The 20,159-nt window shown below is 72.9% G+C and carries 19 protein-coding genes and 1 tRNA gene; 13 read left to right on the forward strand and 7 right to left on the reverse strand.

All coding sequences use genetic code 11. From position 1 onward, the window contains the following. Positions 1-212 precede the first annotated feature (212 nt). The gene (locus ACH4DX_RS29205; RefSeq protein ID WP_398157353.1) at positions 213-722 is read right to left on the reverse strand and encodes a gluconokinase; all 510 of its coding nucleotides are present in this window, start codon (positions 720-722) and stop codon (positions 213-215) included. 137 nt (positions 723-859) lie between these two features. On the opposite strand from ACH4DX_RS29205, the gene ACH4DX_RS29210 reads away from it, so the two are divergent. Continuing rightward, positions 860-1,576, forward strand: a complete 717-nt coding sequence (locus tag ACH4DX_RS29210; RefSeq protein WP_398121590.1) for a FadR/GntR family transcriptional regulator — start codon at positions 860-862, stop codon at positions 1,574-1,576. A gap of 239 nt (positions 1,577-1,815) precedes the next feature. Next, positions 1,816-2,244, forward strand: coding sequence for a YchJ family protein (locus ACH4DX_RS29215; protein WP_398157354.1), 429 nt, complete (start codon positions 1,816-1,818; stop codon positions 2,242-2,244). A gap of 530 nt (positions 2,245-2,774) precedes the next feature. Here the strand turns inward: ACH4DX_RS29215 and ACH4DX_RS29220 are convergent. Beyond that, positions 2,775-2,862, reverse strand: a tRNA-Leu gene (locus tag ACH4DX_RS29220). Between the two features lie 178 nt (positions 2,863-3,040). Between ACH4DX_RS29220 and ACH4DX_RS29225 the strand changes: the two genes are divergently transcribed. The 4 genes from ACH4DX_RS29225 (at position 3,041) to ACH4DX_RS29240 (ending at position 6,042) form a co-directional block, all read left to right on the forward strand. Further along, positions 3,041-4,384 (forward strand): M20/M25/M40 family metallo-hydrolase, encoded by a 1,344-nt coding sequence (locus ACH4DX_RS29225; protein WP_398121594.1) that lies wholly within the window; start codon positions 3,041-3,043, stop codon positions 4,382-4,384. A 260-nt stretch (positions 4,385-4,644) separates the two neighbouring features. Further along, positions 4,645-4,878: a chaplin ChpH gene (chpH, locus tag ACH4DX_RS29230; RefSeq protein ID WP_398157355.1), complete on the forward strand. Its 234-nt coding sequence runs from the start codon at positions 4,645-4,647 to the stop codon at positions 4,876-4,878. A 173-nt stretch (positions 4,879-5,051) separates the two neighbouring features. Further along, entirely contained in the window at positions 5,052-5,885 is an 834-nt protein-coding gene (locus tag ACH4DX_RS29235) for a chaplin family protein (RefSeq protein ID WP_398157356.1), read from the forward strand. Then, complete coding sequence (locus ACH4DX_RS29240) at positions 5,878-6,042, forward strand: hypothetical protein (protein ID WP_398157357.1); 165 nt, start codon at positions 5,878-5,880, stop codon at positions 6,040-6,042. The genes ACH4DX_RS29235 and ACH4DX_RS29240 overlap by 8 nt, the downstream gene beginning before the upstream one ends. Positions 6,043-6,115: 73 nt before the next feature. On the opposite strand, the gene ACH4DX_RS29245 is transcribed toward ACH4DX_RS29240, so the two are convergent. Further along, positions 6,116-6,304: a DUF5703 family protein gene (locus tag ACH4DX_RS29245; RefSeq protein ID WP_016641768.1), complete on the reverse strand. Its 189-nt coding sequence runs from the start codon at positions 6,302-6,304 to the stop codon at positions 6,116-6,118. Between the two features lie 47 nt (positions 6,305-6,351). Between ACH4DX_RS29245 and ACH4DX_RS29250 the strand changes: the two genes are divergently transcribed. Next, a complete protein-coding gene (locus ACH4DX_RS29250; RefSeq protein WP_398157358.1) occupies positions 6,352-7,233 on the forward strand; it encodes a hypothetical protein in 882 nt (293 codons plus the stop codon). A gap of 440 nt (positions 7,234-7,673) precedes the next feature. Here ACH4DX_RS29250 and ACH4DX_RS29255 read toward each other — a convergent pair whose 3' ends face one another. Both ACH4DX_RS29255 and ACH4DX_RS29260 read right to left on the reverse strand, forming a co-directional pair. Continuing rightward, positions 7,674-10,241, reverse strand: coding sequence for a helix-hairpin-helix domain-containing protein (locus ACH4DX_RS29255; protein WP_398157359.1), 2,568 nt, complete (start codon positions 10,239-10,241; stop codon positions 7,674-7,676). After that, on the reverse strand, positions 10,238-11,227 hold the full coding sequence (locus ACH4DX_RS29260) for an aldo/keto reductase (RefSeq protein ID WP_398121602.1): 990 nt from the start codon (positions 11,225-11,227) through the stop codon (positions 10,238-10,240). Before ACH4DX_RS29260 ends, ACH4DX_RS29255 begins: the two co-directional genes overlap by 4 nt. 297 nt (positions 11,228-11,524) lie before the next feature. Between ACH4DX_RS29260 and ACH4DX_RS29265 the strand changes: the two genes are divergently transcribed. Beyond that, positions 11,525-12,586 carry an LLM class F420-dependent oxidoreductase gene (locus ACH4DX_RS29265; RefSeq protein WP_398157360.1) on the forward strand — a complete coding sequence of 354 codons (1,062 nt, stop codon included), beginning with the start codon at positions 11,525-11,527 and terminating at the stop codon, positions 12,584-12,586. A 298-nt stretch (positions 12,587-12,884) separates the two neighbouring features. Further along, positions 12,885-13,673: a ferritin-like domain-containing protein gene (locus tag ACH4DX_RS29270; RefSeq protein WP_398157361.1), complete on the forward strand. Its 789-nt coding sequence runs from the start codon at positions 12,885-12,887 to the stop codon at positions 13,671-13,673. Between the two features lie 179 nt (positions 13,674-13,852). Here the strand turns inward: ACH4DX_RS29270 and corA are convergent, their stop codons facing one another. Beyond that, positions 13,853-14,854 carry a magnesium/cobalt transporter CorA gene (gene corA / locus ACH4DX_RS29275; RefSeq protein ID WP_398121607.1) on the reverse strand — a complete coding sequence of 334 codons (1,002 nt, stop codon included), beginning with the start codon at positions 14,852-14,854 and terminating at the stop codon, positions 13,853-13,855. A 61-nt stretch (positions 14,855-14,915) separates the two neighbouring features. Between corA and ACH4DX_RS29280 the strand changes: the two genes are divergently transcribed. From ACH4DX_RS29280 to mshC, 4 genes are all read left to right on the forward strand, one after another. Next, the gene (locus tag ACH4DX_RS29280; protein WP_398157362.1) at positions 14,916-15,602 is read left to right on the forward strand and encodes a histidine phosphatase family protein; all 687 of its coding nucleotides are present in this window, start codon (positions 14,916-14,918) and stop codon (positions 15,600-15,602) included. Between the two features lie 67 nt (positions 15,603-15,669). Continuing rightward, positions 15,670-16,260 carry a DUF3090 domain-containing protein gene (locus ACH4DX_RS29285; protein ID WP_030560235.1) on the forward strand — a complete coding sequence of 197 codons (591 nt, stop codon included), beginning with the start codon at positions 15,670-15,672 and terminating at the stop codon, positions 16,258-16,260. Continuing rightward, positions 16,224-17,066: an SCO1664 family protein gene (locus ACH4DX_RS29290; protein WP_398157363.1), complete on the forward strand. Its 843-nt coding sequence runs from the start codon at positions 16,224-16,226 to the stop codon at positions 17,064-17,066. Before ACH4DX_RS29285 ends, ACH4DX_RS29290 begins: the two co-directional genes overlap by 37 nt. A gap of 104 nt (positions 17,067-17,170) precedes the next feature. Beyond that, positions 17,171-18,400 (forward strand): cysteine--1-D-myo-inosityl 2-amino-2-deoxy-alpha-D-glucopyranoside ligase, encoded by a 1,230-nt coding sequence (gene mshC, locus ACH4DX_RS29295; RefSeq protein WP_398121613.1) that lies wholly within the window; start codon positions 17,171-17,173, stop codon positions 18,398-18,400. 335 nt (positions 18,401-18,735) lie between these two features. Here mshC and ACH4DX_RS29300 read toward each other — a convergent pair whose 3' ends face one another. Continuing rightward, entirely contained in the window at positions 18,736-20,130 is a 1,395-nt protein-coding gene (locus tag ACH4DX_RS29300) for a PAC2 family protein (protein ID WP_398157364.1), read from the reverse strand. Positions 20,131-20,159: the final 29 nt, after the last annotated feature.

Genomic DNA, 20,159 nt, shown 5'->3' on the forward strand with positions numbered 1-20,159 from the left:
GACGTGAGGGTGCTGTGTGCAGGGGGAGCGAGAAGGAGAACAGGGGAGCAGGGGAGGGGAGTCGGAAGGACCCGGGGGGGTCAGGGAGGAGCCCGAAGGGCCCGGAAGGGTCTGGGAAGACCCGGAAGGGCTTGGGAGGAGCCCCGCGGATCCGGAGGGTCAGGGAGGAGCCCCAAAGGTCCGGAAGGAGCCGGTGGTCGGCCGTCGGGTGGTCAGCCGTCGAGCCGGGTGAGCGCGGTGACCGCCCGGTCCGCGATGTCCTCGGGGCTCCCCGCGACGTCGACAGCGACGCCCGCCTCGTCCGCACCGAGCGGCTGGAGCGTGGCGAACTGCGAGTCCAGGAGCTTGGTCGGCATGAAGTGGCCCTCGCGGTGGGACATCCGGTCCTCGATGAGGGCCCGGTCACCGGTGAGGTGGACGAAGACGAGGCCGGGGGCCGCCGTTCGCAGCCGGTCCCTGTAGGCCCGCTTCAGCGCGGAACTGCTGACCACGCCGCCGAGGCCGGCCCGGCCGTGGGCCCACTCGCCGATGGCATCCAGCCACGGCATGCGGTCCTCGTCGGTCAGCGGGGTGCCGGCCGACATCTTGGCGATGTTCGCCGCGGGGTGGAAGTCGTCGCCCTCGGCGTACGGGACACCGAGCCGGGCCGCGAGCAGGGGGCCGACCGTGGTCTTCCCGGTGCCCGCTACGCCCATCACTACGACGACGTGGGTGGTGCTCATGGCTGCTGTTGCCTCGCTGTCCTCGTCGACATCGATCGGTTCACGCCACTGAAACCCATTAGGTCTGACGAATTCAAGAGCCTGTGATGTAAAAGTCTGACTTTTTGACCACAGTCCCTCCCTCGTACGCTGACGTCATGACCGCACAGGCCCGGGGGCTGCACGCCCGCGTACTGGAAAGCCTCGGGCCCGCCATCACCGCCGGCGAGTACCCGCCCGGCAGCGTCCTGCGCACGGACGAACTCGCGCAGCGGTTCGAAGTGTCACGTTCGGTGATGCGTGAGGTGGTGCGCGTCCTGGAGTCGATGCACCTGGTCGCGTCGCGCCGCCGCGTCGGCGTGACCGTGCTGCCCGCCGCGCAGTGGAACGTCTACGACCCGCAGGTCATCCGCTGGCGCCTCGCGGGCGCCGACCGCCCGCGCCAGCTGCGCTCCCTGACCGTCCTGCGCTCGGCGGTCGAACCGGTGGCCGCGGGCCTGGCCGCGCGGCACGCGAGCGCCGAGCAGTGCGCGGCCCTCACCGAGTGCGCGCTCGGCATGGTCGCCACCTCGCGGGGCCGCCGCCTCGAGGAGTACCTCGTGCACGACATCGCCTTCCACCGCATCGTCCTCGATGCCTCCGGCAACGAGATGTTCGCCCGGCTCGGGGATGTGGTCGCCGAGGTCCTGGCGGGCCGCACCCACCACGACGTGATGTTCGAGGACCCCGACCCGGCCGCCGTCACCCTGCACGTGCGCGTCGCCGAAGCGGTACGGGAGGGCGACGGACCCCGCGCCGAGGCCCTCACCCGCGAGATCGCCGAGGGCGCCCTGCGGGAACTGGACATCCTGGCCCCACCTCCCCCCACCCGCTGACCGCACCGGCCGGGGCAGCGCGGAAGCCGCGCGCCCACCCAGGACACCCCACAAGGGGCCACGGGGAACCGCGCACCAGTCACGACGCCCCAAAGGGGTCACGGGGAACCGTGCACCCAGCCACGACGCCCCAAAGGGGCGCGGGGAACTGCGCGCCCAGCCACGACGAGGCCGCAGCCGCAAGAGAGCAGACCCCCGGCAGACGACCCCGCGACTCCCCGGGGGGGCAGAATGTCCCCATGCCCCGACAGCCCCGCCGCCCCGGCCAAGGCCGCACCACCCCCCAGCCCACACCCTGCCCGTGCGGCACCCCCGTACCGTACGAGGACTGCTGCGGCCCGATGCACAGGGGCGAGGCCACCGCCACGACCCCCGAGGAACTGATGCGCTCGCGCTTCACCGCCTTCGCCCGCCGCGACGAGGCGTACCTGCTGCGCACCTGGCACCCCCGGACCCGCCCGCCGCGCGTCGACTTCGACCCGGCGATGCGCTGGCGGGGGCTCGACATCGAGGAGACGGCCGACGGCACCGCCTTCCACACCACCGGCACCGTCACCTTCCGCGCGCACTACACCGACGGCGGCCGTCCCGACTCGCTGCACGAGCGCAGCCGCTTCGAGCGCGTCGACGGAGCGTGGGTGTACGTGGACGGCGACTTCATCGACTGAGCGGAAGGGCCGACCCGACATGCCGGGCCGACCGGCGTCACTCGTCGGGACCCGGCTATCCGGGGGTCCCGGCAGGCGGAGCCGCTGGAGAAGAAGACGCGCCCGGAACCGTCGGCGGGCCGCGCCCGGGCCCGTAGCGCGACCCTGACGGGCTCAAACCCCGCCGGTCGCCCGGCAGTTCGAGGCCTGGCACGACCGCGGGGCGGCCGCGTACATAGGCGACTTCGCCCGCTGCGGGCGCCCGCACCCCGCTCCGCAAGGCCTTCAGCCTCTTCGTGAAACTTCCGCTCGCCGTCGGCCTTGCCACCGCCGCGGCCACCCGGGAGCGCCTCCTCCTACTGCTGTTCGCTCCCGGTCCCGCCATCCCGGGCACCTACGGTCCCCAAGGCGGCGAACCGGCCGGGCTGGAGGTCGGGGAGGGGCGGGCGGCAGGCGTCCATCGCAGGGGGAATGCCCGGGCCGTTGGTCACGTGGTGGGGCGCGGCACTGCCCGGAAATGAAGAAAGCCCCTGCTGAGGGGCTGTTCTTGCTGGTGTCCGAGGGGGGACTTGAACCCCCACGCCCGATAAAGGGCACTAGCACCTCAAGCTAGCGCGTCTGCCATTCCGCCACCCGGACCGGTGGTCTGTCGCGGTTTCCCGCGGCGACGTGGAAAACCATAGCAAACATTCGAGGGCCCCTGATCACACGGGTCCCGTGGGTGAACGGCGTATGACGAGGGGCGTCGGGCCTTGGGCGCGGAGGCGCGGCGCGGGAGGATGGGAGGGACCGTAAGGGCAACAGCGGGAGGAACAGCGTGAGCGAGCCGACCACGGGCGGCAGGGCGGACGGGGCGCCGGGCGTCTCCGGCGAGGACGAGGTCGTCGACCTGTGCCGGGACCTGATCCGGATGGACACCAGCAACTACGGGGACCACTCCGGCCCGGGGGAGCGCAAGGCGGCCGAGTACGTCGCGGAGAAGCTCGCGGAGGTGGGACTCGAACCGCAGATCTTCGAATCCCACCCGGGGCGTGCCTCCACCGTCGCGCGCATCGAGGGCGAGGACCCCTCGCGGCCCGCGCTGCTCATCCACGGCCACACCGACGTCGTACCCGCCAACGCCCAGGACTGGACGCACCACCCCTTCTCCGGGGAGATCGCCGACGGCTGTCTGTGGGGCCGGGGCGCCGTCGACATGAAGGACATGGACGCGATGACCCTCGCGGTCGTACGCGACCGGCTGCGCAGCGGCCGCAAGCCGCCGCGCGACATAGTGCTCGCGTTCCTCGCCGACGAGGAGGCGGGCGGCACGTACGGCGCGCGCCACCTGGTGGACAACCACCCGGACCTCTTCGAGGGCGTGACCGAGGCGATCAGCGAGGTCGGCGGCTTCTCCTTCACGGTCAACGAGAACTTGCGCCTCTATCTCGTGGAGACCGCCCAGAAGGGCATGCACTGGATGAAGCTGACCGTGGACGGCACCGCGGGACACGGCTCGATGATCCACAAGGACAACGCGATCACCGAGCTGTCCGAGGCCGTCGGGCGGCTCGGGCGGCACAAGTTCCCGATCCGCGTCACCAAGACGCTGCGGCACTTCCTCGACGAGCTGGGCGACGCCCTCGGCACCGAGCTCGACCCGGAGGACATGGACGCCACCCTCGCCAGGCTCGGCGGCATCGCCAAGCTGATCGGCGCCTCGTTGCAGAACACCGCCAACCCGACCCAGCTCGGCGCGGGCTACAAGGTGAACGTGATCCCCGGGCAGGCCACCGCCCACGTCGACGGCCGCTTCCTGCCGGGGTACGAGGAGGAGTTCCTGGCCGACCTCGACCGCATCCTCGGTCCGCACGTCCGGCGCGAGGACGTGCACGCGGACAAGGCCCTGGAGACCACGTTCGACGGTGCGCTCGTGGACGCCATGCAGTCGGCGCTGCGGGCCGAGGACCCGATCGCGCGGGCCGTCCCCTACATGCTCTCGGCCGGCACGGACGCCAAGTCCTTCGACGACCTCGGCATCCGGGGCTTCGGCTTCGCTCCGCTGAAGCTGCCGCCGGAGCTGGACTTCGCGGGCATGTTCCACGGCGTCGACGAGCGGGTCCCGGTCGAAGGACTGAAGTTCGGTGTACGTGTCCTTGACCGGTTCATCGACGCGTCCTGAATGACAATCGGTTCCTTCACGCTTTCCGCGCCGTGTCGGCTTCACGTCGGCTGTACGTCCGCTCTACGTGGGCTTTTCGCCGCTGCCTGCCGAACCCGCGGGCAGGCGCCGCGGCCGAAACGAATCTTCAATAATCGACCGTGCGTGCGTAACCGACCGAAAAGAGTGAAAGCAGCTTTGCTCACGTAGCCCCCACCATTCCCCCTCGTTACAGGTGGTGCGGTCCGCGGCTGGGACCGCATTGCCAACTAGGAGGAATAATGATCAAGAAGGTCGTCGCGGCTGCGGTAGCCACCGGTGGTCTCGTGCTCGCCGGTGCGGGCATCGCTACCGCCGACGCCGGCGCGCAGGGCGCCGCTGTCGGCTCCCCGGGCGTCGTTTCGGGCAACACCGTCCAGGTGCCGGTGCACATCCCGGTGAACGCCTGTGGCAACACGATTTCCGTCATCGGGCTGCTGAACCCCGCCTTCGGGAACGTCTGCATCAACAAGTGATGCCGCTGTGCCTCACCCCGTGAGGGGCCTAGCCCTATGAGGGGCCTCGCCCCATGAGGGTGTGAAGTCCGTCGGCCCCGGAGTGCCTGTGACGCGCTCCGGGGCCGACGGCCATTGGGCGCACGGCGCACTGGGCCCGTGCGCATTTCCGGAAGGCAAGGCAGGAACAAGCTATGCGACAGGTCACGCGCAAAGGCCTGATCACCGTTGCGGCCGCCACCGGCGTGCTCGCGGTCACCGGTGGTTATGCCCAAGCCGATTCGAACGCCCACGGCGGCAGTGCGGATTCCCCCGGAGTCATCTCCGGCAATTCCGTCCAGCTCCCCGTGCACGTCCCGGTCAACGTCTGTGGCAACACCGTGAACGTCGTCGGGCTCCTGAACCCCGCGATGGGCAACAGCTGTGCCAACAAGTCCGGCGGCCGCCACAACGGCGGCTACGGCGACGACCACGGCGGCAAGCCCTCGGGCGGCGGTTCCACCGCCGACGGACACGCCGTCGGCTCACCGGGCGTGGGCTCCGGCAACAACATCCAGCTGCCGGTGGACGTACCCGTGAACGTCTGCGGCAACAGCGTCAGCGTGGTCGGCGTCGGCAACCCCGCCCTCGCCAACGAGTGCACCAACGAGTCCGGCCCCACCCGGCCCGGGGAGAAGCCGCCCACGAAGCCTCACGAGCCCGGCAAGCCCGGGAACCCGGAGGAGCCCGGCAAGCCGGGCAGCCCCGAGGAGCCGGGCAACCCCGGCAAGCCGGAGAAGCCGGTCAAGCCCGAGCAGCCCGGCAACCCCGGGACGCCGCAGGAGCCCGGCTCGCCGGACAAGCCCGAGCAGCAGCAGCCGGACCGCGCCGGCAAGCCGAACGAGCCGATCGCCCACACGGTCGTGCCGCCCGAGGGCAAGGACGAGCTGGCGCAGACCGGCGGCACTCTGCCGCTCGGCATCGCGCTGCCGGTGGGCGCGGGCATGCTGCTCGCGGGCACCGTCCTGTACCGGAGGGCACGTGCCTGACACCGGCGTGCCGGTGCTCGACACGGGTGTGCCTGGCCTCGGCTCGGGCGTGCAGACGCTCGGCCTGAACGTGCAGACGCTCGGCTCGGGCCTGCCTGGTGCGGGCGGGCCTCATGTGGGCGCGTCCGGCACTCGGCGGCGGGTTCCGGTCGGCTGAGCGCGCTCCGGCCGTCAGGCGCAACGGAGCGGGCCCCGCGATCGCGGGGCCCGCTCCGTTCGCGTACCGCCCGTCACCAAGTGGCCCGCACCTGGCGGATGATGCGCCGCCGCAGCCGCACCCGCCGACTGCCGTCGGCGTGCAGGCTGAGACGGTCCAGCTCCCAGTGTCCGTACTCTGCGTGGTCGGTCAGCAGACGAGTGGCCTCCTTACGGGACACCCCGCGCGGAACGTACACGTCGACAAATTCGTATTCCGGCATCGCATCTATTGTGCGGGCACCGGCCCGGTACGGATAGCGTCTGCACTATGTCTGATGCTGCGCAGCCCACCGCTGCCGAGGTACGCGCCGCCGCCGAGGCGGTCAAGACCGCGCTCGACCGCCACCTTGCGGCGGTCGAACGCAGGTCGGGCGAGGACGATCCCGACGTCTACGAGGCGTTCAACGAGCTGGCCGCCGCCGCGGAGGCGTACGACGAACTGCTCTACGACCGGTACGACGAGGTCACTCCCTTCGAGATCCCGGGGGCCGAGGACGCCCTGCCGCCGTATCAGGGACCGGCGGAGCCGAACGCCCTGAGCGTGCTGATCCGGCGGGACTACGCAGTCGTGGAGCCGCAGCGGCTCATCGCCCAGGCCGAGCGGGTCGAGGCCGCGGACGAGGACGTCGAGTCGAGCCGCCTCTCCGGCACCGTGCCGGGCGCGCTCGGACTGCTCTTCGGCGAGTTCGAACCGGACGAGATCGCCTCCCGGCACAAGGAGTTCGGCCTCGAGGAGGGCGACTCCACGCTGTGGGTCACCGCTGCGGACGAGCCCGCGGAACCCGGCGAGTGGCTGGAGTCCCCCTTCGACCAGCCCGACACCCAGCGGGTGGTCTGCCGCTTCGACGTCAGCGCGGTCTTCGACGACGACACGGACGACGACATCGACGAGGCCGACGACCGGGTACGCCCCGCACGGATCCGCCGAGGCGCCGACTCCGACGACCTCGATCCCCTCGACCCCGACCTCGACGCGGAACTGGACTTCGATCCGGACGAGGTCGTGCCCTTCGACGTTGCCGAGGACGTCGACGCCGATCCCGAGCCTGGCGACCCCGATGACCTCGACGACCCCGATGACCCCGATGACCCCGCTGGGGTGGACGGCGGGAAGGTCGTCGAGCGGGGGAAGAGCGGGGGCGTCGGCTAGCGGGTGCGTCGGCTGGCGGGGGTTGTCGGCGGGCGGGCCGGGGGGCGGGGCGATCACAGGGTGCCGCCTTCTGTGGCGTGCCCGCGGGTTTGCACGCGGCGTGCCTGTGGGGTGCCCCCGACGCGCGCGTGGTGTCCCCCCGGGGGGCGGGAGGCGTCCCCGGGGGTTGCCGCGAGTGTGCGTGTGAGTCCACTCGACGTGTGCGCGTGGTGTGCCCCCCGGGGGTGTGCGTTGCGTGCCCGTGAGGTGCGCCCGGGTTTGCGTGTGACCTGCCACGCGGGGGGTTTGCGCGCGGCGTGCCTGCGGGCGCCCCGCGTGTGGGTCCCTCGGCGTGTGCGCACGGCGCGCCCCGGGATGCGCGCGGCGTGCCCGTCGCGTGCCCGTGGCCCCCTCCCGGCGGACAGGGCCACGGGCCACACCCCGCGGGCCCGTAGCCCGGCCTAGCCCTCTGCCTGCGGCGGCTGCGGCTGCGGGCGCAGCAACGTCCGCAGACGGGTCGTGCGCTCCTTCGCGGGGCGCTCGGCGACCGCCTGGGGCAGCGCCTGCGCGACGCCCTGCACCACCGACAGATGGCGCTCGGCCCGGCTGAACGCGGAGTAGATCCACGGTCGGTTCAGGGCGGCGGCCGCGTCGCCCGGCAGGACCACCACCGCCGCGGGCCAGCGGCGGCCCACGGCCTGGTGCGCGGTGACGGCCCAGGCGTGCCGCACCGCCTGCTCCACCCGGTCCTTCGGTACGACGACGGACGCGCCCTCGCAGTCCAGGCGCAGCCCCTGCGGATCGGCGCCGACAACCCTGCCGAGTGCCGTGCGGCCCGGCACCGGGGCGTAGACGACGCGGTCGCCCGGGTCGAAGCCGCCGAACCGGCCGGGGCCCGGGTTGAGCCGGTCCTTCAGCGCCGCGTTCAGCGCCCGCGTGCCCGCCGCTCCGCCGTGGCCGGGGGTGATGACCTGCGTCTGCTCGGCCGGTACCCCGATGGCCCGTGGCACCGAGTCCGCGACCAGCTGCACCGTGCGGTGGATGGCGTCGGCCGCGTCCCGCACCGGGACGATCACCACTTCCTTGCCCGGTGCCTCGACCTGGACCAGCTCGCCCACGCCGATGCCGGAGACCAGCTCACCGAGGGGACCGGGGTCCGGGGTGCGCGAGACGACCTGCGGGCAGCAGCGGGCCGCCAGGAGGTCCGCGAACACCCGGCCGGGGCCCGCGGACCACAGCACGCCGGGGTCGCCGCTGAGCACCAGCCTGGCCCCGTCCGGCAGCGACTCGACGAGCGTCGCGGCCGTCTCGACGTCCAGCTGCGGGGCGTCGAGGACCACGAGCAGGTTTAGGGCGAACGCTCCGTCCGCGTCGCGCCCGGGGCCCTGACGTCCGGAGAGCAGCCCCGCCACCGTGACGGCCGCCTCGGAGGCCGCGCCGCCGGAGCCGGAACCGGAATCGGAGCCGCCTGCGGGGGCGGGGCCGTCGGCACCCTCTGGGCCATCCGGTCCGCCGGACCCGCCAGGCCCGCCCGGGCCACCGACGCCGCCGCCCGGCCCGCCGGAGCCGTCAGCGCGACCGGAGCCCGGGGCACCGCCGCCAAGGCGCCCCGCCAACCTCCGCTGCCCGTCCGGGCCGTGCGTCGCCGCGCACACCCGCAGGCCGAGCGCGCGCGCCGCCGTCACGAGCGCGGCGGGCTCGGCGCGGGCCTCCTCACCGCCGGTGTGCAGCACGAGGCCGTGCCCCGCGACGGCGCGGATCAGCTCGGCGGCGGAGCCGGAGGCACGGCTCGCCGCCTCCTCCCACTGGGCGGCCGAGGGGCTCGAAGGGTCGTCCTTCGGGAGGGAGTTCAGCACCCTGGCGAGGCCGTCGGCCAGGCTCTCCTCCGCCAAGGCGTACCGTTCGAGGCCGAGCAGGATCTGGACGGGCACCGCTGCTTCCCCGCCGTCCCCGGTGTCCTCACCGGCCGCGGCGGGCGGGGCCGGGGCAGCTCCGGGACCGGCCTCCAGAGCGTCCTGGAAGACGAGCACATCGCCCTCCGCGACGGCGTGCCGCACCGCCTCGTCGGGCTCCGGCACCCCGCGCTGCCCGAGGGCGGCGCCGAGCGCAGCCGACGTGAGCGCCGTGTGCCCGGCGAGCGCGGCCTGTTCGAGCAGCCACACCGTGAGGGCGGTGCCCCTGCGCTCATCCCCGGGGCCGCAGTCGGGGCCGAGGAGCGCCCGCGCGAAACCGTCGACCTGTTCGAGGCGTGTCCCGGGCACGCGCAGCAGCTGCCAGGGGTTCGCGCGGAGCACGTCGTCGGCGCCCTCGCCGAGCACCGCCGCGGTGCGGGACGCGAGCGCCGCGGGGGCACCGCCCTCCGTCAGGACGGCCGACACCGCGTCCACGGTCTCCTGGGCGGGCTCGGCGACGGCGGACGACGCCTCCGACACCGGACGCCGGACGGCATCGGGGGCCGGAGCGGGCCTGCGCCGCGTGGTCGGCTCCGGATCGTGGAACGCCGAGGCGACGGGCTTCTCGCCGCTCTCCACCGCCCGCACCGCCGCCAGCAGGTCGGCGGCCGTCCCCTGAAGCGCCGTACCGGCATCGACCGGGTTCTTCTTGGCGGCCTTGCGCTGCTCGATGCGCTCCCGCAGCTCCCGCTGCGCGGCCAGCTCGGCCTCGGCCTCGGACACCGCGGCAGCGGCATCACCGTCCCCCGCGCCGCCCGCGCCGTCACCGGCCCCCGCGCCGTCATCGCCCGCCACGCCGTCTCCGCCGTCCTCCGCGTCAGCGGCGGCACCGGTACCGGCACCGGTCACCTCGGCCTCGGCGTCCACGCCCGCGTCACCCGCCGCCTGCGGAGCAACCGCGTCCACGTCCGCGTCACCCGCCGCCTGCGAAACACCCGCGCCCTCGTCCCCGGCTTCCGGCGCGGTCCCCCCGGCCGGGGCGTCCCCGGCTTCGGGTGCGGTCCCCCCGGCGGGGGCGGTCCCGGCCTTGGGGGCCTCGGGCTCGGTGGCCTCCGCGGCGGCGGACTCCGTACTCACAGCGTGCTCCAGTCCTGGTCTGGGTAGCGGTGCACGGGCGCCGACACGTCGTCGAGCGCCCGGCAGATCTCGTCAGGAAGACTAAGGGTCTCCACTGACAACGCGGCCGTGAGCTGCTGCGCGTTGCGCGCGCCGACGATCGGGGCGGTCACTCCGGGGCGGTCGCGCACCCAGGCGAGCGCCACCTGCTGCGGCGTGACGGCGAGGCCGTCCGCCGCTATCGCGACGGCGTCCACGACCCGGCTCGCGGCGTCGTCGAGATAGGGCTCGACGAACGGGGCGAACTGCTCGGACGCGCCGCGCGAGTCGGCGGGCGTCGCGTTGCGGTACTTGCCGGTCAGGACGCCGCGGCCGAGCGGTGAGGACGGCAGCAGGCCGACGCCCAGGTCGAGGGCTGCGGGCAGCACCTCGCGTTCGACGCCGCGCTGGAGCAGGGAGTACTCCATCTGGGTGCTGGCGAGGCGGGTGCGGGTGCCCGCCGCCGCGAGCTGCCAGGTCGCGGCCTTGGCGAGCTGCCAGCCGCTGAAGTTGGAGACGCCCGCGTAGCGTGCGCGGCCGCTGCTGACGGCGATGTCCAGGGCTTGCAGGGTCTCTTCCAGGGGCGTGCCGGGATCGAAGGCGTGGACCTGCCACAGGTCCACGTGGTCGGTGCCGAGGCGGGCCAGGGAGGCGTCGAGGGCGGACAGCAGATGGCCGCGCGAGCCGTCGAAGCGCCGGAAGGGGTCGAGCACACTGCCCGCCTTCGTCGCGATGACCAGATCGCGCCGCGGCACGAGCCGTTCGACGAGCCGGCCGAGGAGGTACTCGGCCTCCCCGTCGCCGTACACGTCGGCCGTGTCCACGAGGGTGCCGCCCGCCTCCCAGAAGACCTTCAACAGGTCGGCGGCGTCGTTCTCCCCGAGCTCGTCGGAGTGCCCCCACGTGAGAGTGCCGAGCCCGATCCGGGACACACGCAGACCTGTTCGGCCGAGATGCCTCTGCTCCATGGCCGCGAGATTATCGGCCACGCAACGGCGCCGGGCGAGCGTGTGGACAAACCCCCGGCTGTGGACAACCCGGTGACCCGTACGGGGACCGGCGGCCGCACGGATGGACGGCGGCGGCCGCACGGAAGAAGATCGGCGACGGTACGGAAGGAGATCGGCGAGGGCACGGGTGAAGATCGGCGGCGGTGTGTACGAGGAGCGGCGACGCGTACGGGCCGAGCGCCCCTGACGGATGGACCGCCCGCGCGCTACAGTCCCCGGCACAAGCACGTTACTCACGGGTAAGGGGATTCGGCCATGCAGCTCGGGATCAACCTCGGCTACTGGGGCGCCGGGATGGACGCGGACAACCTCGCCGTCGCCAGGGAGGCCGACAAGCTGGGCTACGCGGTCTGCTGGGCGGCCGAGGCCTACGGCTCGGACGCGGCCACCGTGCTGTCCTGGGTGGCGGCGCAGACCGAGCGCATCGACGTGGGCTCGGCGATCTTCCAGATTCCCGCGCGTCAGCCCGCGATGACCGCGATGACCGCGGCGACCCTGGACTCGCTGTCCGGCGGGCGCTTCCGCCTCGGACTCGGTGTCTCGGGGCCGCAGGTCTCCGAGGGCTGGTACGGGGTCAAGTTCGACAAGCCCCTGGCCCGCACGCGCGAGTACGTCGACATCGTACGCAAGGCCATGGCCCGGGAGCGCCTGAGCCACGACGGCGAGCACTGGACGCTGCCGCTGCCCGGCGGCCCCGGCAAGCCGCTCAAGCTGACCGTGCATCCGCAGCGCGAGCACATCCCGCTGTACATCGCGGCGATCGGTCCGAGGAACCTGGAGCAGACCGGCGAGATCGCGGACGGCGCGCTGCTCATCTTCCCTGCCGCCGAGCACCTGGAGGAGACGGCGCTGCGGCCGCTGCGCGCCGGTCGGGAGAAGGCCGGGAAGACGATGGACGGCTTCGACGTGGTGCCGACGCTGCCGCTCGCCCTCGGCAAGGACGGCGCCGACGACATCAGCGCGCTCGCCGATGTGTTCCGCCCCTACACGGCGCTGTACGTCGGCGGCATGGGCAGCCGCAAGCAGAACTTCTACAACAAGCAAGCGCAGCGGATGGGGTACGAGAAGGCCGCCGCCGAGGTCCAGGACAAGTATCTGGCCGGTGACAAGGACGGCGCGGCCGCCGCCCTGCCGCAGTCCCTGATCGACTCCACCACGCTGCTCGGCTCCGTGGACCGCATCGCCGACCGGATGCGCGCCTACGCGGAGGTCGGTGTCACCACGCTCACGCTGGCACCCGCGGGCTTCACGCTGGACGAGCGGCTCGCGGCGCTGCGCGCGGGGACCGAGGCCCTGGAGCGGGCCGGGCTCGCGTAGCGGGGTTTCCGCGGCCGTGGTGGGGGCTCGGGGGTCTTCCCCGCCACGGCCGTCGTCGAGCACAACGCCCCGGCGAGCCCTCCGGTTACGGCTCCGCGACCTCGCGTCCGGGCCGGGCCGCGGGTCCCGTTCGGCCGTCCGAGTCCTTCCGCGGCCCGCCGGTTCCTTCGTTCGGCGGAGCTGACGCGTACAGATGTTGCCTCCTGCCCCGCCGCGCATTTGACTCGTTCTTTGCGGAAGTCCGCGCACGCTTGGCGGAAGTCCCCGCGCGGTCAGTGACGGCATGGAGGTGCCTGCGATGCTTTCAGCCAGGAGTCTCTTCCGGGAGATCTTCGACAACGACGAGTCGTTCCGGCTGTTCTGCTCCATCGCGGCGAGCGGTGAGACCCAGGGGGGCTGGGAGAACGGGCGCATCGCCGCGCTCGTTCCGGAGAGCCAGCGCCCGCTGGCGGCAAAGATCGCCAGGCACGGTGCCGACGAGGACAAGCACGGGCGGATCTTCAACGCGCTCCTGCGGAAGCGCGGCCTCGAGCCGGTCGAGATCCCGCACGGGACCGACTACACGATGCTCCTGGAGAGGCACGGCATCGGCCTCGCCCACGACAAGCTCCGCGCCGACGAGCCGCTCACCGAGCAGGACATCATCACGTACCTGGCGCACAGCCGTGTCACCGAACAGCGCGCCGCCGACCAGATGCGCATGCTCCGCAAGCACTTCGGGGACGACCCCGAGGTCGGCAGGGCCGTGCAGATGATCTGCAACGACGAGGACAACCACCTGGCGTACTGCCACGAGGAACTGCTGCGCTTCGCGCACGCCGGGCACGGCCGCGCCATCCAGCGCACGCTGCGCGAGTGCGCGCTCGTCGAGATCGGCGTCCACCGCGACGTCGGCCTCGCCGTCATGGAGCGCATGGGCCGCATCCTGGGCTGGTCCCCGACCAGGGCGAGGACGCTCGCGGCCGGCATCCACAGCCTGCACGGGTTCGAGCGCATGGGCGGCTGGCGGCGGATGGTGTCCCTGAAGATGCCGCAGCGTCGCGACGCCCTCGGCGGACCGGCCGCCTCGGCACCCGAATTCGCCTGACCCAAACCGCCGTCTCAGGTACGCCAGCGCCGCACGTCACGCGTGCACGTCACCGGCGTGCGTCACGCGCGCACGCCACCGTGTCACGCACGCCCGCCACCCGCGTCACCCGCGTACGTCACCCACGCGGACCACCCGGCGAAAACCCGACGACGAACCCCCACGCCCCGCTCCGCGGCCTACATCCACCCCCGCCGCTTGAACATGCGGTACAGGGCGACCTCCAGGACGACCATGAGCAGGATCACCGCCGGATACGCCCACCCCCAGGACAGCTCCGGCATGTGTTCGAAGTTCATGCCGTAGACGCCCGCGATCATCGTGGGCACCGCGGCCATGGCCGCCCACGCGGAGATCTTCCGCATGTCGTCGTTCTGCCGCACGCTCATCTGCGCCAGATGCGCCGAGAGGATGTCCGACACCAGGCGGTCGAGTCCCTCCACGGACTCGTTCACGCGCGTCAGGTGGTCGCTGACGTCCCGTAGGTAGGGCTGCGCCGACTCCTCGACGAACGGCACGGCGCGGCCGTAGGGGTTCACGCCCGCGAGGCGTGCGATCGGCACCGCGAGCGGCCCCGTGGCCCGCCGGAACTCCAGGATCTGGCGCTTGAACTGGTAGATCCGCGCCGCCGAGCTCCGCGAGCCGCCGACGTCCGGCGAGAACACCTCCGCCTCCAGGCCCTCCAGGTCCGTCTGGAGCTCGGCCGCGACCTCCAGGTAGTGGTCGACGACGGCGTCGGCGATGGAGTACAGGACGGCCGTCGACCCGTGCTCCAGCACGTCGGGCTCCGCCTCCAGGCGGTGGCGTACGGAGCTGAGCGGGGCGCCGTCGCCGTGCCTGACCGTCACCACGAAGGAGTCGCCCATGAAGATCATGAGTTCGCCGGAGGAGACGGTGTCGTTCTCCTGGTCGTACACCACCGGCTTGAGGACCACGAAGACGGAGTCGTCGTACACCTCGAGCTTCGGCCGCTGGTGGGCCTTCAGGGCGTCCTCCACCGCCAGGGGGTGCAGCGAGAACTCCTTGGCCACCAGGTCGAACTCGTCCTCCGTCGGCTCGTGCAGACCGACCCAGACGAACGCGTCGCCCGTCGCCCGCGCCGCGTCCAGGGCGTCGGAGAAGTCCTCCGGCCCCTCGGTGGCGCGATGGCCGTGGCGGTAGCTGGCGCAGTCAACGATCATGTTCTGCATTCTTCCCAGCCTCAGCTCCTTAAGCACCCCGTCGCCGCTTAGGCTGGCCCGCATGCCCACGCTGATCCTTGTGCGCCACGGACGCTCGACCGCCAACACCGCGGGGCTGCTCGCCGGCTGGACGCCCGGCGTCGGCCTCGACGAGCGCGGCTCCGAGCAGGCCGCGGCGCTGCCCGGACGGCTCGCCGCGCTGCCGCTCGCCGAGGTCGTCACCAGCCCGCTCCAGCGGTGCCAGGAGACCCTGGCACCGCTGCTCGCCGCCCGCCCCGGACTCGATGCCCACACCGACGACCGCATCGGCGAGTGCCACTACGGCGACTGGTCGGGCCGCAAGCTCGCCGAGCTCGCGGGCGACCCCCTGATGGAGGTCGTACAGCAGCATCCGTCCGCGGCGGCCTTCCCCGGCGGCGAGTCCATGCGCGCCATGCAGACGCGGGCCGCGGAGGCCGTACGCGAGTGGAACGCGCGCGTGGAGCGCGATCACGGCGCCGACGCCGTCTATCTGATGTGCTCCCACGGCGACATCATCAAGTCCCTGGTCGCCGACGCCATCGGGCTGCACCTGGATCTGTTCCAGCGCGTCTCCGTGGAGCCCTGTTCGGTCACGGCGATCCGCTACACGCGCCTGCGCCCGTTCCTGGTCCGCCTCGGGGACACGGGGGACTTCGATTCCCTCGTCCCGCGCGAGGCGCCCGTGAGCACGGATGCTCAGGTCGGGGGCGATGCGGGCGCACCGTGATCGTCGCCCGCAGTAGGGTGCAGTGGTCGCGCCAAGTACATGCAGTCGATTCCAATGGAGACAGGACGTGTCCCGTCAGGTGTTCCTCTACGACCCGCCGGAACGCTTCGTCGCCGGAACCGTCGGACTCCCCGGTCGGCGTACCTTCTTCCTCCAGGCGTCCGCCGGGGTCCGCGTGACCAGCGTCGCCCTGGAGAAGACGCAGGTGGCCGCGCTCGCCGAGCGCATGGAGGAACTGCTCGACGAGGTCGTCAGGCGCAGCGGCGGCAGTGCCGCCGTGCCCGCCGTCGCGCCCGCCGAGGTCGCCGACAGCGCGCCGCTCGACGCGCCCGTCGAGGAGGAGTTCCGGGTCGGCACGATGGCGCTCGCCTGGGACGGCGACGAAGAGCGCATGATCGTCGAGGCGCAGGCCCTGGTCGAGCTGGACGCGGACTCCGACGAGGACCTCGCCGAGGCCGAGGAGAAACTCCTCCAGGACGAGGAGAACGGCCCGCCGATGCTCCGCGTACGGCTCACCGGCGCGCAGGCGAGGGCCTTCGCCAAGCGCGCGCTCGACGTCGTGAACGCGGGCCGTCCGCCGTGCCCGCTGTGCAGCCTCCCGCTCGACCCGGAAGGACACGTATGTCCGCGCCAGAACGGATACCGGCGGGGAGCGTGACCGCCGTGGACCTGCTCACCCGCGGTGAACTGACCGTACGCGGACAGATCCGGGAGGCCTCCAACGCGGTGCTCTACTGCACGATCGCGTACGAGGAGCAGAGCGCCGCCTGCGTCTACAAACCCGTCGCGGGGGAGCGCCCCCTGTGGGACTTCCCCGACGGGACGCTCGCCCGGCGTGAGGTCGCCGCCTACGAGGTGTCCGAGGCGCTCGGCTGGGGGCTCGTGCCGCCCACCGTGCTGCGGGACGGGCCCTACGGCGAGGGCATGGTGCAGCTGTGGGTCGAGACCGGGGACGCCGCCGGGGAGCAGGCGGGGGCGGGCGCCGAACTGCTCGCCCTCGTCGAGGGCGACGAGCCCGGCGACGGCTGGAAGGCCATCGGGTACGCCCAGGTGGAGGAGGGCCGTACGGCGCTGCTCGTGCACGCGGACGACGCGCGGCTGCGACGGCTCGCCGTGCTCGACGCCGTGATCAACAACGCGGACCGCAAGGGCGGACACCTCCTGGCAGGTCACGACGGGCAACTCTTCGGCATCGACCACGGCGTCACGTTCAACGTGGCGGACAAGCTGCGCACGCTCCTGTGGGGCTGGGCCGGCGAGAAGCTGCCCGACGAGGCGGTGACGGCGCTCGCAGCCCTGCGGGAGGCGCTCGCCGAGGGGGAACCGCTCGCCGAACGGCTCGGGGAACTCCTGACCGCCGCGGAGGTGGACGCGGTCCGTGAACGGGTCGCCGCGCTGCTCGCCGCGGGACGGCATCCCGTGCCGTCGGGGGAGTGGCCTGCCATACCGTGGCCGCCGGTGTAGGAGGGGCGCGGGAGTCGTTGCCCCCGCTGTGGGCAGCGCAAACCTGACGAAGATCTCGTAGCCCCGGGTCGTATGTGGATGCCGCGTCCGGTTACGCTCAAGGCATGTATGCCTGGCCCGCTTCTGAGGTTCCCGCCCTGCCCGGCAAGGGCCGCGACCTCCGGATCCACGACACCGCGACCGGTGGCCCCGTCACCCTGGCCCCCGGTCCCGTCGCCCGCATCTACGTCTGCGGCATCACTCCGTACGACGCCACCCACATGGGTCACGCGGCGACCTACAACGCGTTCGACCTCGTGCAACGCGTGTGGCTCGACACCAAGCGGCAGGTGCACTACGTACAGAACGTGACCGACGTGGACGATCCGCTCCTGGAGCGGGCCAAGCGGGACGGCAAGGACTGGGCCGACCTCGCGGAGAGCGAGACCGCGCTGTTCCGCGAGGACATGACCGCCCTGCGGCTGCTCCCGCCGCAGCAGTACGTCGGCGCCGTCGAGGCGATACCGGGCATCGTCCCGCTCGTCGAGCGGCTGCGGGACATGGGCGCCGCCTACGAACTCGAAGGCGACGTCTACTTCTCCGTCGAGTCCGACCCGCACTTCGGCGAGGTGTCGGGGCTCGACGCCGCCGCCATGCGGCTGCTCTCCGCCGAGCGCGGCGGCGACCCGGACCGCGTGGGCAAGAAGAACCCGCTCGACCCGATGCTCTGGATGGCGGCCCGCGAGGGCGAGCCGAGCTGGGACGGCGCCTCCCTCGGCCGCGGCAGGCCCGGCTGGCACATCGAGTGCGTCGCGATCGCCCTCGACCACCTCGGCATGGGCTTCGACGTGCAGGGCGGCGGCTCCGACCTGGCGTTCCCGCACCACGAGATGGGCGCGTCGCACGCGCAGGCCCTGACCGGCGAACACCCCTTCGCCAAGGCGTACGTCCACGCGGGGATGGTCGCCCTCGACGGCGCCAAGATGTCCAAGTCCAAGGGCAACCTCGTCTTCGTCTCCAAGCTGCGCCGCGACGGCGTGGATCCGGCCGCGATCCGCCTCGCCCTGCTCTCCCACCACTACCGCGCCGACTGGGAGTGGACGGAGCAGGTGCTCCAGGACGCCGTGGAGCGCCTCGCCCGCTGGCGTGCCGCCGTGTCCCGGCCCGACGGGCCCGCGGCCGAGAGCGTCGTCGAGGAGGTCCGCGAGGCCCTCGCCGACGACCTGGACGCGCCCGCCGCGCTGGCCGCCGTCGACCGCTGGGCCGCCCGCCAGGCCGCGGGCGGCGGCACGGACGAGGGCGCCCCGGGCGTCGTGTCGCGCACCGTGGACGCGCTGCTCGGTGTCGCGCTGTAGGCCTCGCACGGCCGGAACGTGAGGAACGGCGCCGGACGGGAAGGACTCCGCCCGGCGCCGCGGTGCCGTGGGACGGCTCAGCGGTACGGGATCAGCTCGTCCCAGTAGCGTTCGGCGTGGCCCGGGCCCACCGCCGACGGCGGCAGCTTGGTGACCGCCGCCTTGATGTCGCGGGTCATACCGACCATGTGCGTGCGAGGCGGTTGTGGTCTGCTGAGCCTTGGGCAACGAGAAGGGGCGACACCCTCGCGGGTGCCGCCCCTGTGTGCCTCAGCCGACGTGCCGTGTCCCCGGCCCCGGCCGGGGGGAGGGCGCCGGATGCTGCCTGTGCTGGATTACGGCTGGTCCTCGGAGGAATCCCCTGACGAGGAATCGTCGGTCGCGGCCCGGCTCCGGCTACCGTCCGTGCCGCCGGTGCCGTCCGTGCCGCCGGTGTCATCCGCGGTGCCGGTGGCGGGGTCATCCGCGGTGCCGGTGCCGGCGTCATCCGCGGTGTCGGCGTCGTCCTCGCCGGAGGCGTTGTCCGAGCTGCTCGGGCGCTCCGGTGCCGGAGCGCCGGAATCCGCGCCCGGCCCGGCATCGGCGGCGGCCCGTGAACCCGTGCCGGTGCCGTCCGTGCTGTCAGCGCCGTCGGTGCCGTCGGTGCCGTCCGTGTCGGCGGAGGTGTCGCCGGGCGCGGACCCCGCCCGCGGGTCACCGCCCGCGCCCCCGGCCGGGGCGTCCGTACCCGCACCGGGCCGCGGCTGCGGCTTCGGTGGGCGGGTGCGGTCGCTCGGGGCGTCGCGCAGATAGGCCGCGCCCTCGCCGCCGTCCGTGGCGTGCCCGCCCGGCTGGCCGGGGCCGCCCACGGAACCCGGGCCGCCCGAGCCTGCCACCTGGCCGGGCCCGCCGCCGTCACGCCGCCGGAGATACCGCTCGAACTCGCGCGCGATGGCTTCGCCGGACGCCTCCGGGAGCTCCGCGGTGTCCCGCGCCTCCTCCAGGGACTGGACGTACTCGGCGACCTCGCTGTCCTCGGCGGCGAGCTGGTCGACGCCCAGCTGCCAGGCGCGCGCGTCCTCCGTCAGCTCGCCCAGCGGGATCCTGAGGTCGATCAGGTCCTCCAGGCGGTTGAGGAGCGCGAGCGTCGCCTTCGGGTTCGGCGGCTGCGAGACGTAGTGCGGCACGGCCGCCCACAGGCTGACCGCCGGGACGCCCGCGTGCGTGCAGGCCTCCTGGAGGATGCCGACGATGCCCGTCGGACCCTCGTACTTGGTCTCCTCCAGGTCCATGGTGCGCGCCAGATCCGCGTCGGACGTGACGCCGCTGACCGGGACCGGCCGGGTGTGCGGGGTGTCACCGAGCAGCGCACCCATGATCACGACCAGCTCCACGCCCAGCTCGTGGGCGAAGCCGAGCAGTTCGTTGCAGAACGAACGCCAGCGCATGGACGGCTCGATGCCCCGCACCAGGACGAGGTCCCGCGGCTTCTCACCGCCGACGCGGACCACCGAGAGCCGGGTCGTCGGCCAGGTGATCTTCCGCACACCGCCGTCCAGCCACACCGTGGGACGGTTGACCTGGAAGTCGTAGTAGTCCTCGGCGTCCAGCGCCGCGAACACCTCGCCCTTCCACTCCTTGTCGAGATGCGCGACCGCGGTGGAGGCGGCGTCGCCGGCGTCGTTCCAGCCCTCGAACGCGGCCACCATGACCGGGTCGATCAGCTCGGGTACCCCCTCGAGCTCGATCACCCAGGCCTCCTTCCGACGTTCTCCTCATA

Origin of the sequence: Streptomyces sp. NPDC017940, from assembly GCF_044328435.1 — a bacterium.
GTDB lineage: Bacteria > Actinomycetota > Actinomycetes > Streptomycetales > Streptomycetaceae > Streptomyces.

Coding starts and splice junctions, on each gene's coding strand:
- mshC (WP_398121613.1), top strand. CDS start 17,171: ATGTATGCCTGGCCCGCTTCTGAGGTTCCCGCCCTGCCCGGCAAGGGC.
- ACH4DX_RS29265 (WP_398157360.1), top strand. CDS start 11,525: ATGCAGCTCGGGATCAACCTCGGCTACTGGGGCGCCGGGATGGACGCG.
- ACH4DX_RS29210 (WP_398121590.1), top strand. CDS start 860: ATGACCGCACAGGCCCGGGGGCTGCACGCCCGCGTACTGGAAAGCCTC.
- ACH4DX_RS29270 (WP_398157361.1), top strand. CDS start 12,885: ATGCTTTCAGCCAGGAGTCTCTTCCGGGAGATCTTCGACAACGACGAG.
- ACH4DX_RS29250 (WP_398157358.1), top strand. CDS start 6,352: ATGTCTGATGCTGCGCAGCCCACCGCTGCCGAGGTACGCGCCGCCGCC.
- ACH4DX_RS29215 (WP_398157354.1), top strand. CDS start 1,816: ATGCCCCGACAGCCCCGCCGCCCCGGCCAAGGCCGCACCACCCCCCAG.
- corA (WP_398121607.1), bottom strand. CDS start 14,854: ATGATCGTTGACTGCGCCAGCTACCGCCACGGCCATCGCGCCACCGAG.
- chpH (WP_398157355.1), top strand. CDS start 4,645: ATGATCAAGAAGGTCGTCGCGGCTGCGGTAGCCACCGGTGGTCTCGTG.
- ACH4DX_RS29260 (WP_398121602.1), bottom strand. CDS start 11,227: ATGGAGCAGAGGCATCTCGGCCGAACAGGTCTGCGTGTGTCCCGGATC.
- ACH4DX_RS29235 (WP_398157356.1), top strand. CDS start 5,052: ATGCGACAGGTCACGCGCAAAGGCCTGATCACCGTTGCGGCCGCCACC.
- ACH4DX_RS29205 (WP_398157353.1), bottom strand. CDS start 722: ATGAGCACCACCCACGTCGTCGTAGTGATGGGCGTAGCGGGCACCGGG.
- ACH4DX_RS29245 (WP_016641768.1), bottom strand. CDS start 6,304: ATGCCGGAATACGAATTTGTCGACGTGTACGTTCCGCGCGGGGTGTCC.
- ACH4DX_RS29290 (WP_398157363.1), top strand. CDS start 16,224: ATGTCCGCGCCAGAACGGATACCGGCGGGGAGCGTGACCGCCGTGGAC.
- ACH4DX_RS29280 (WP_398157362.1), top strand. CDS start 14,916: ATGCCCACGCTGATCCTTGTGCGCCACGGACGCTCGACCGCCAACACC.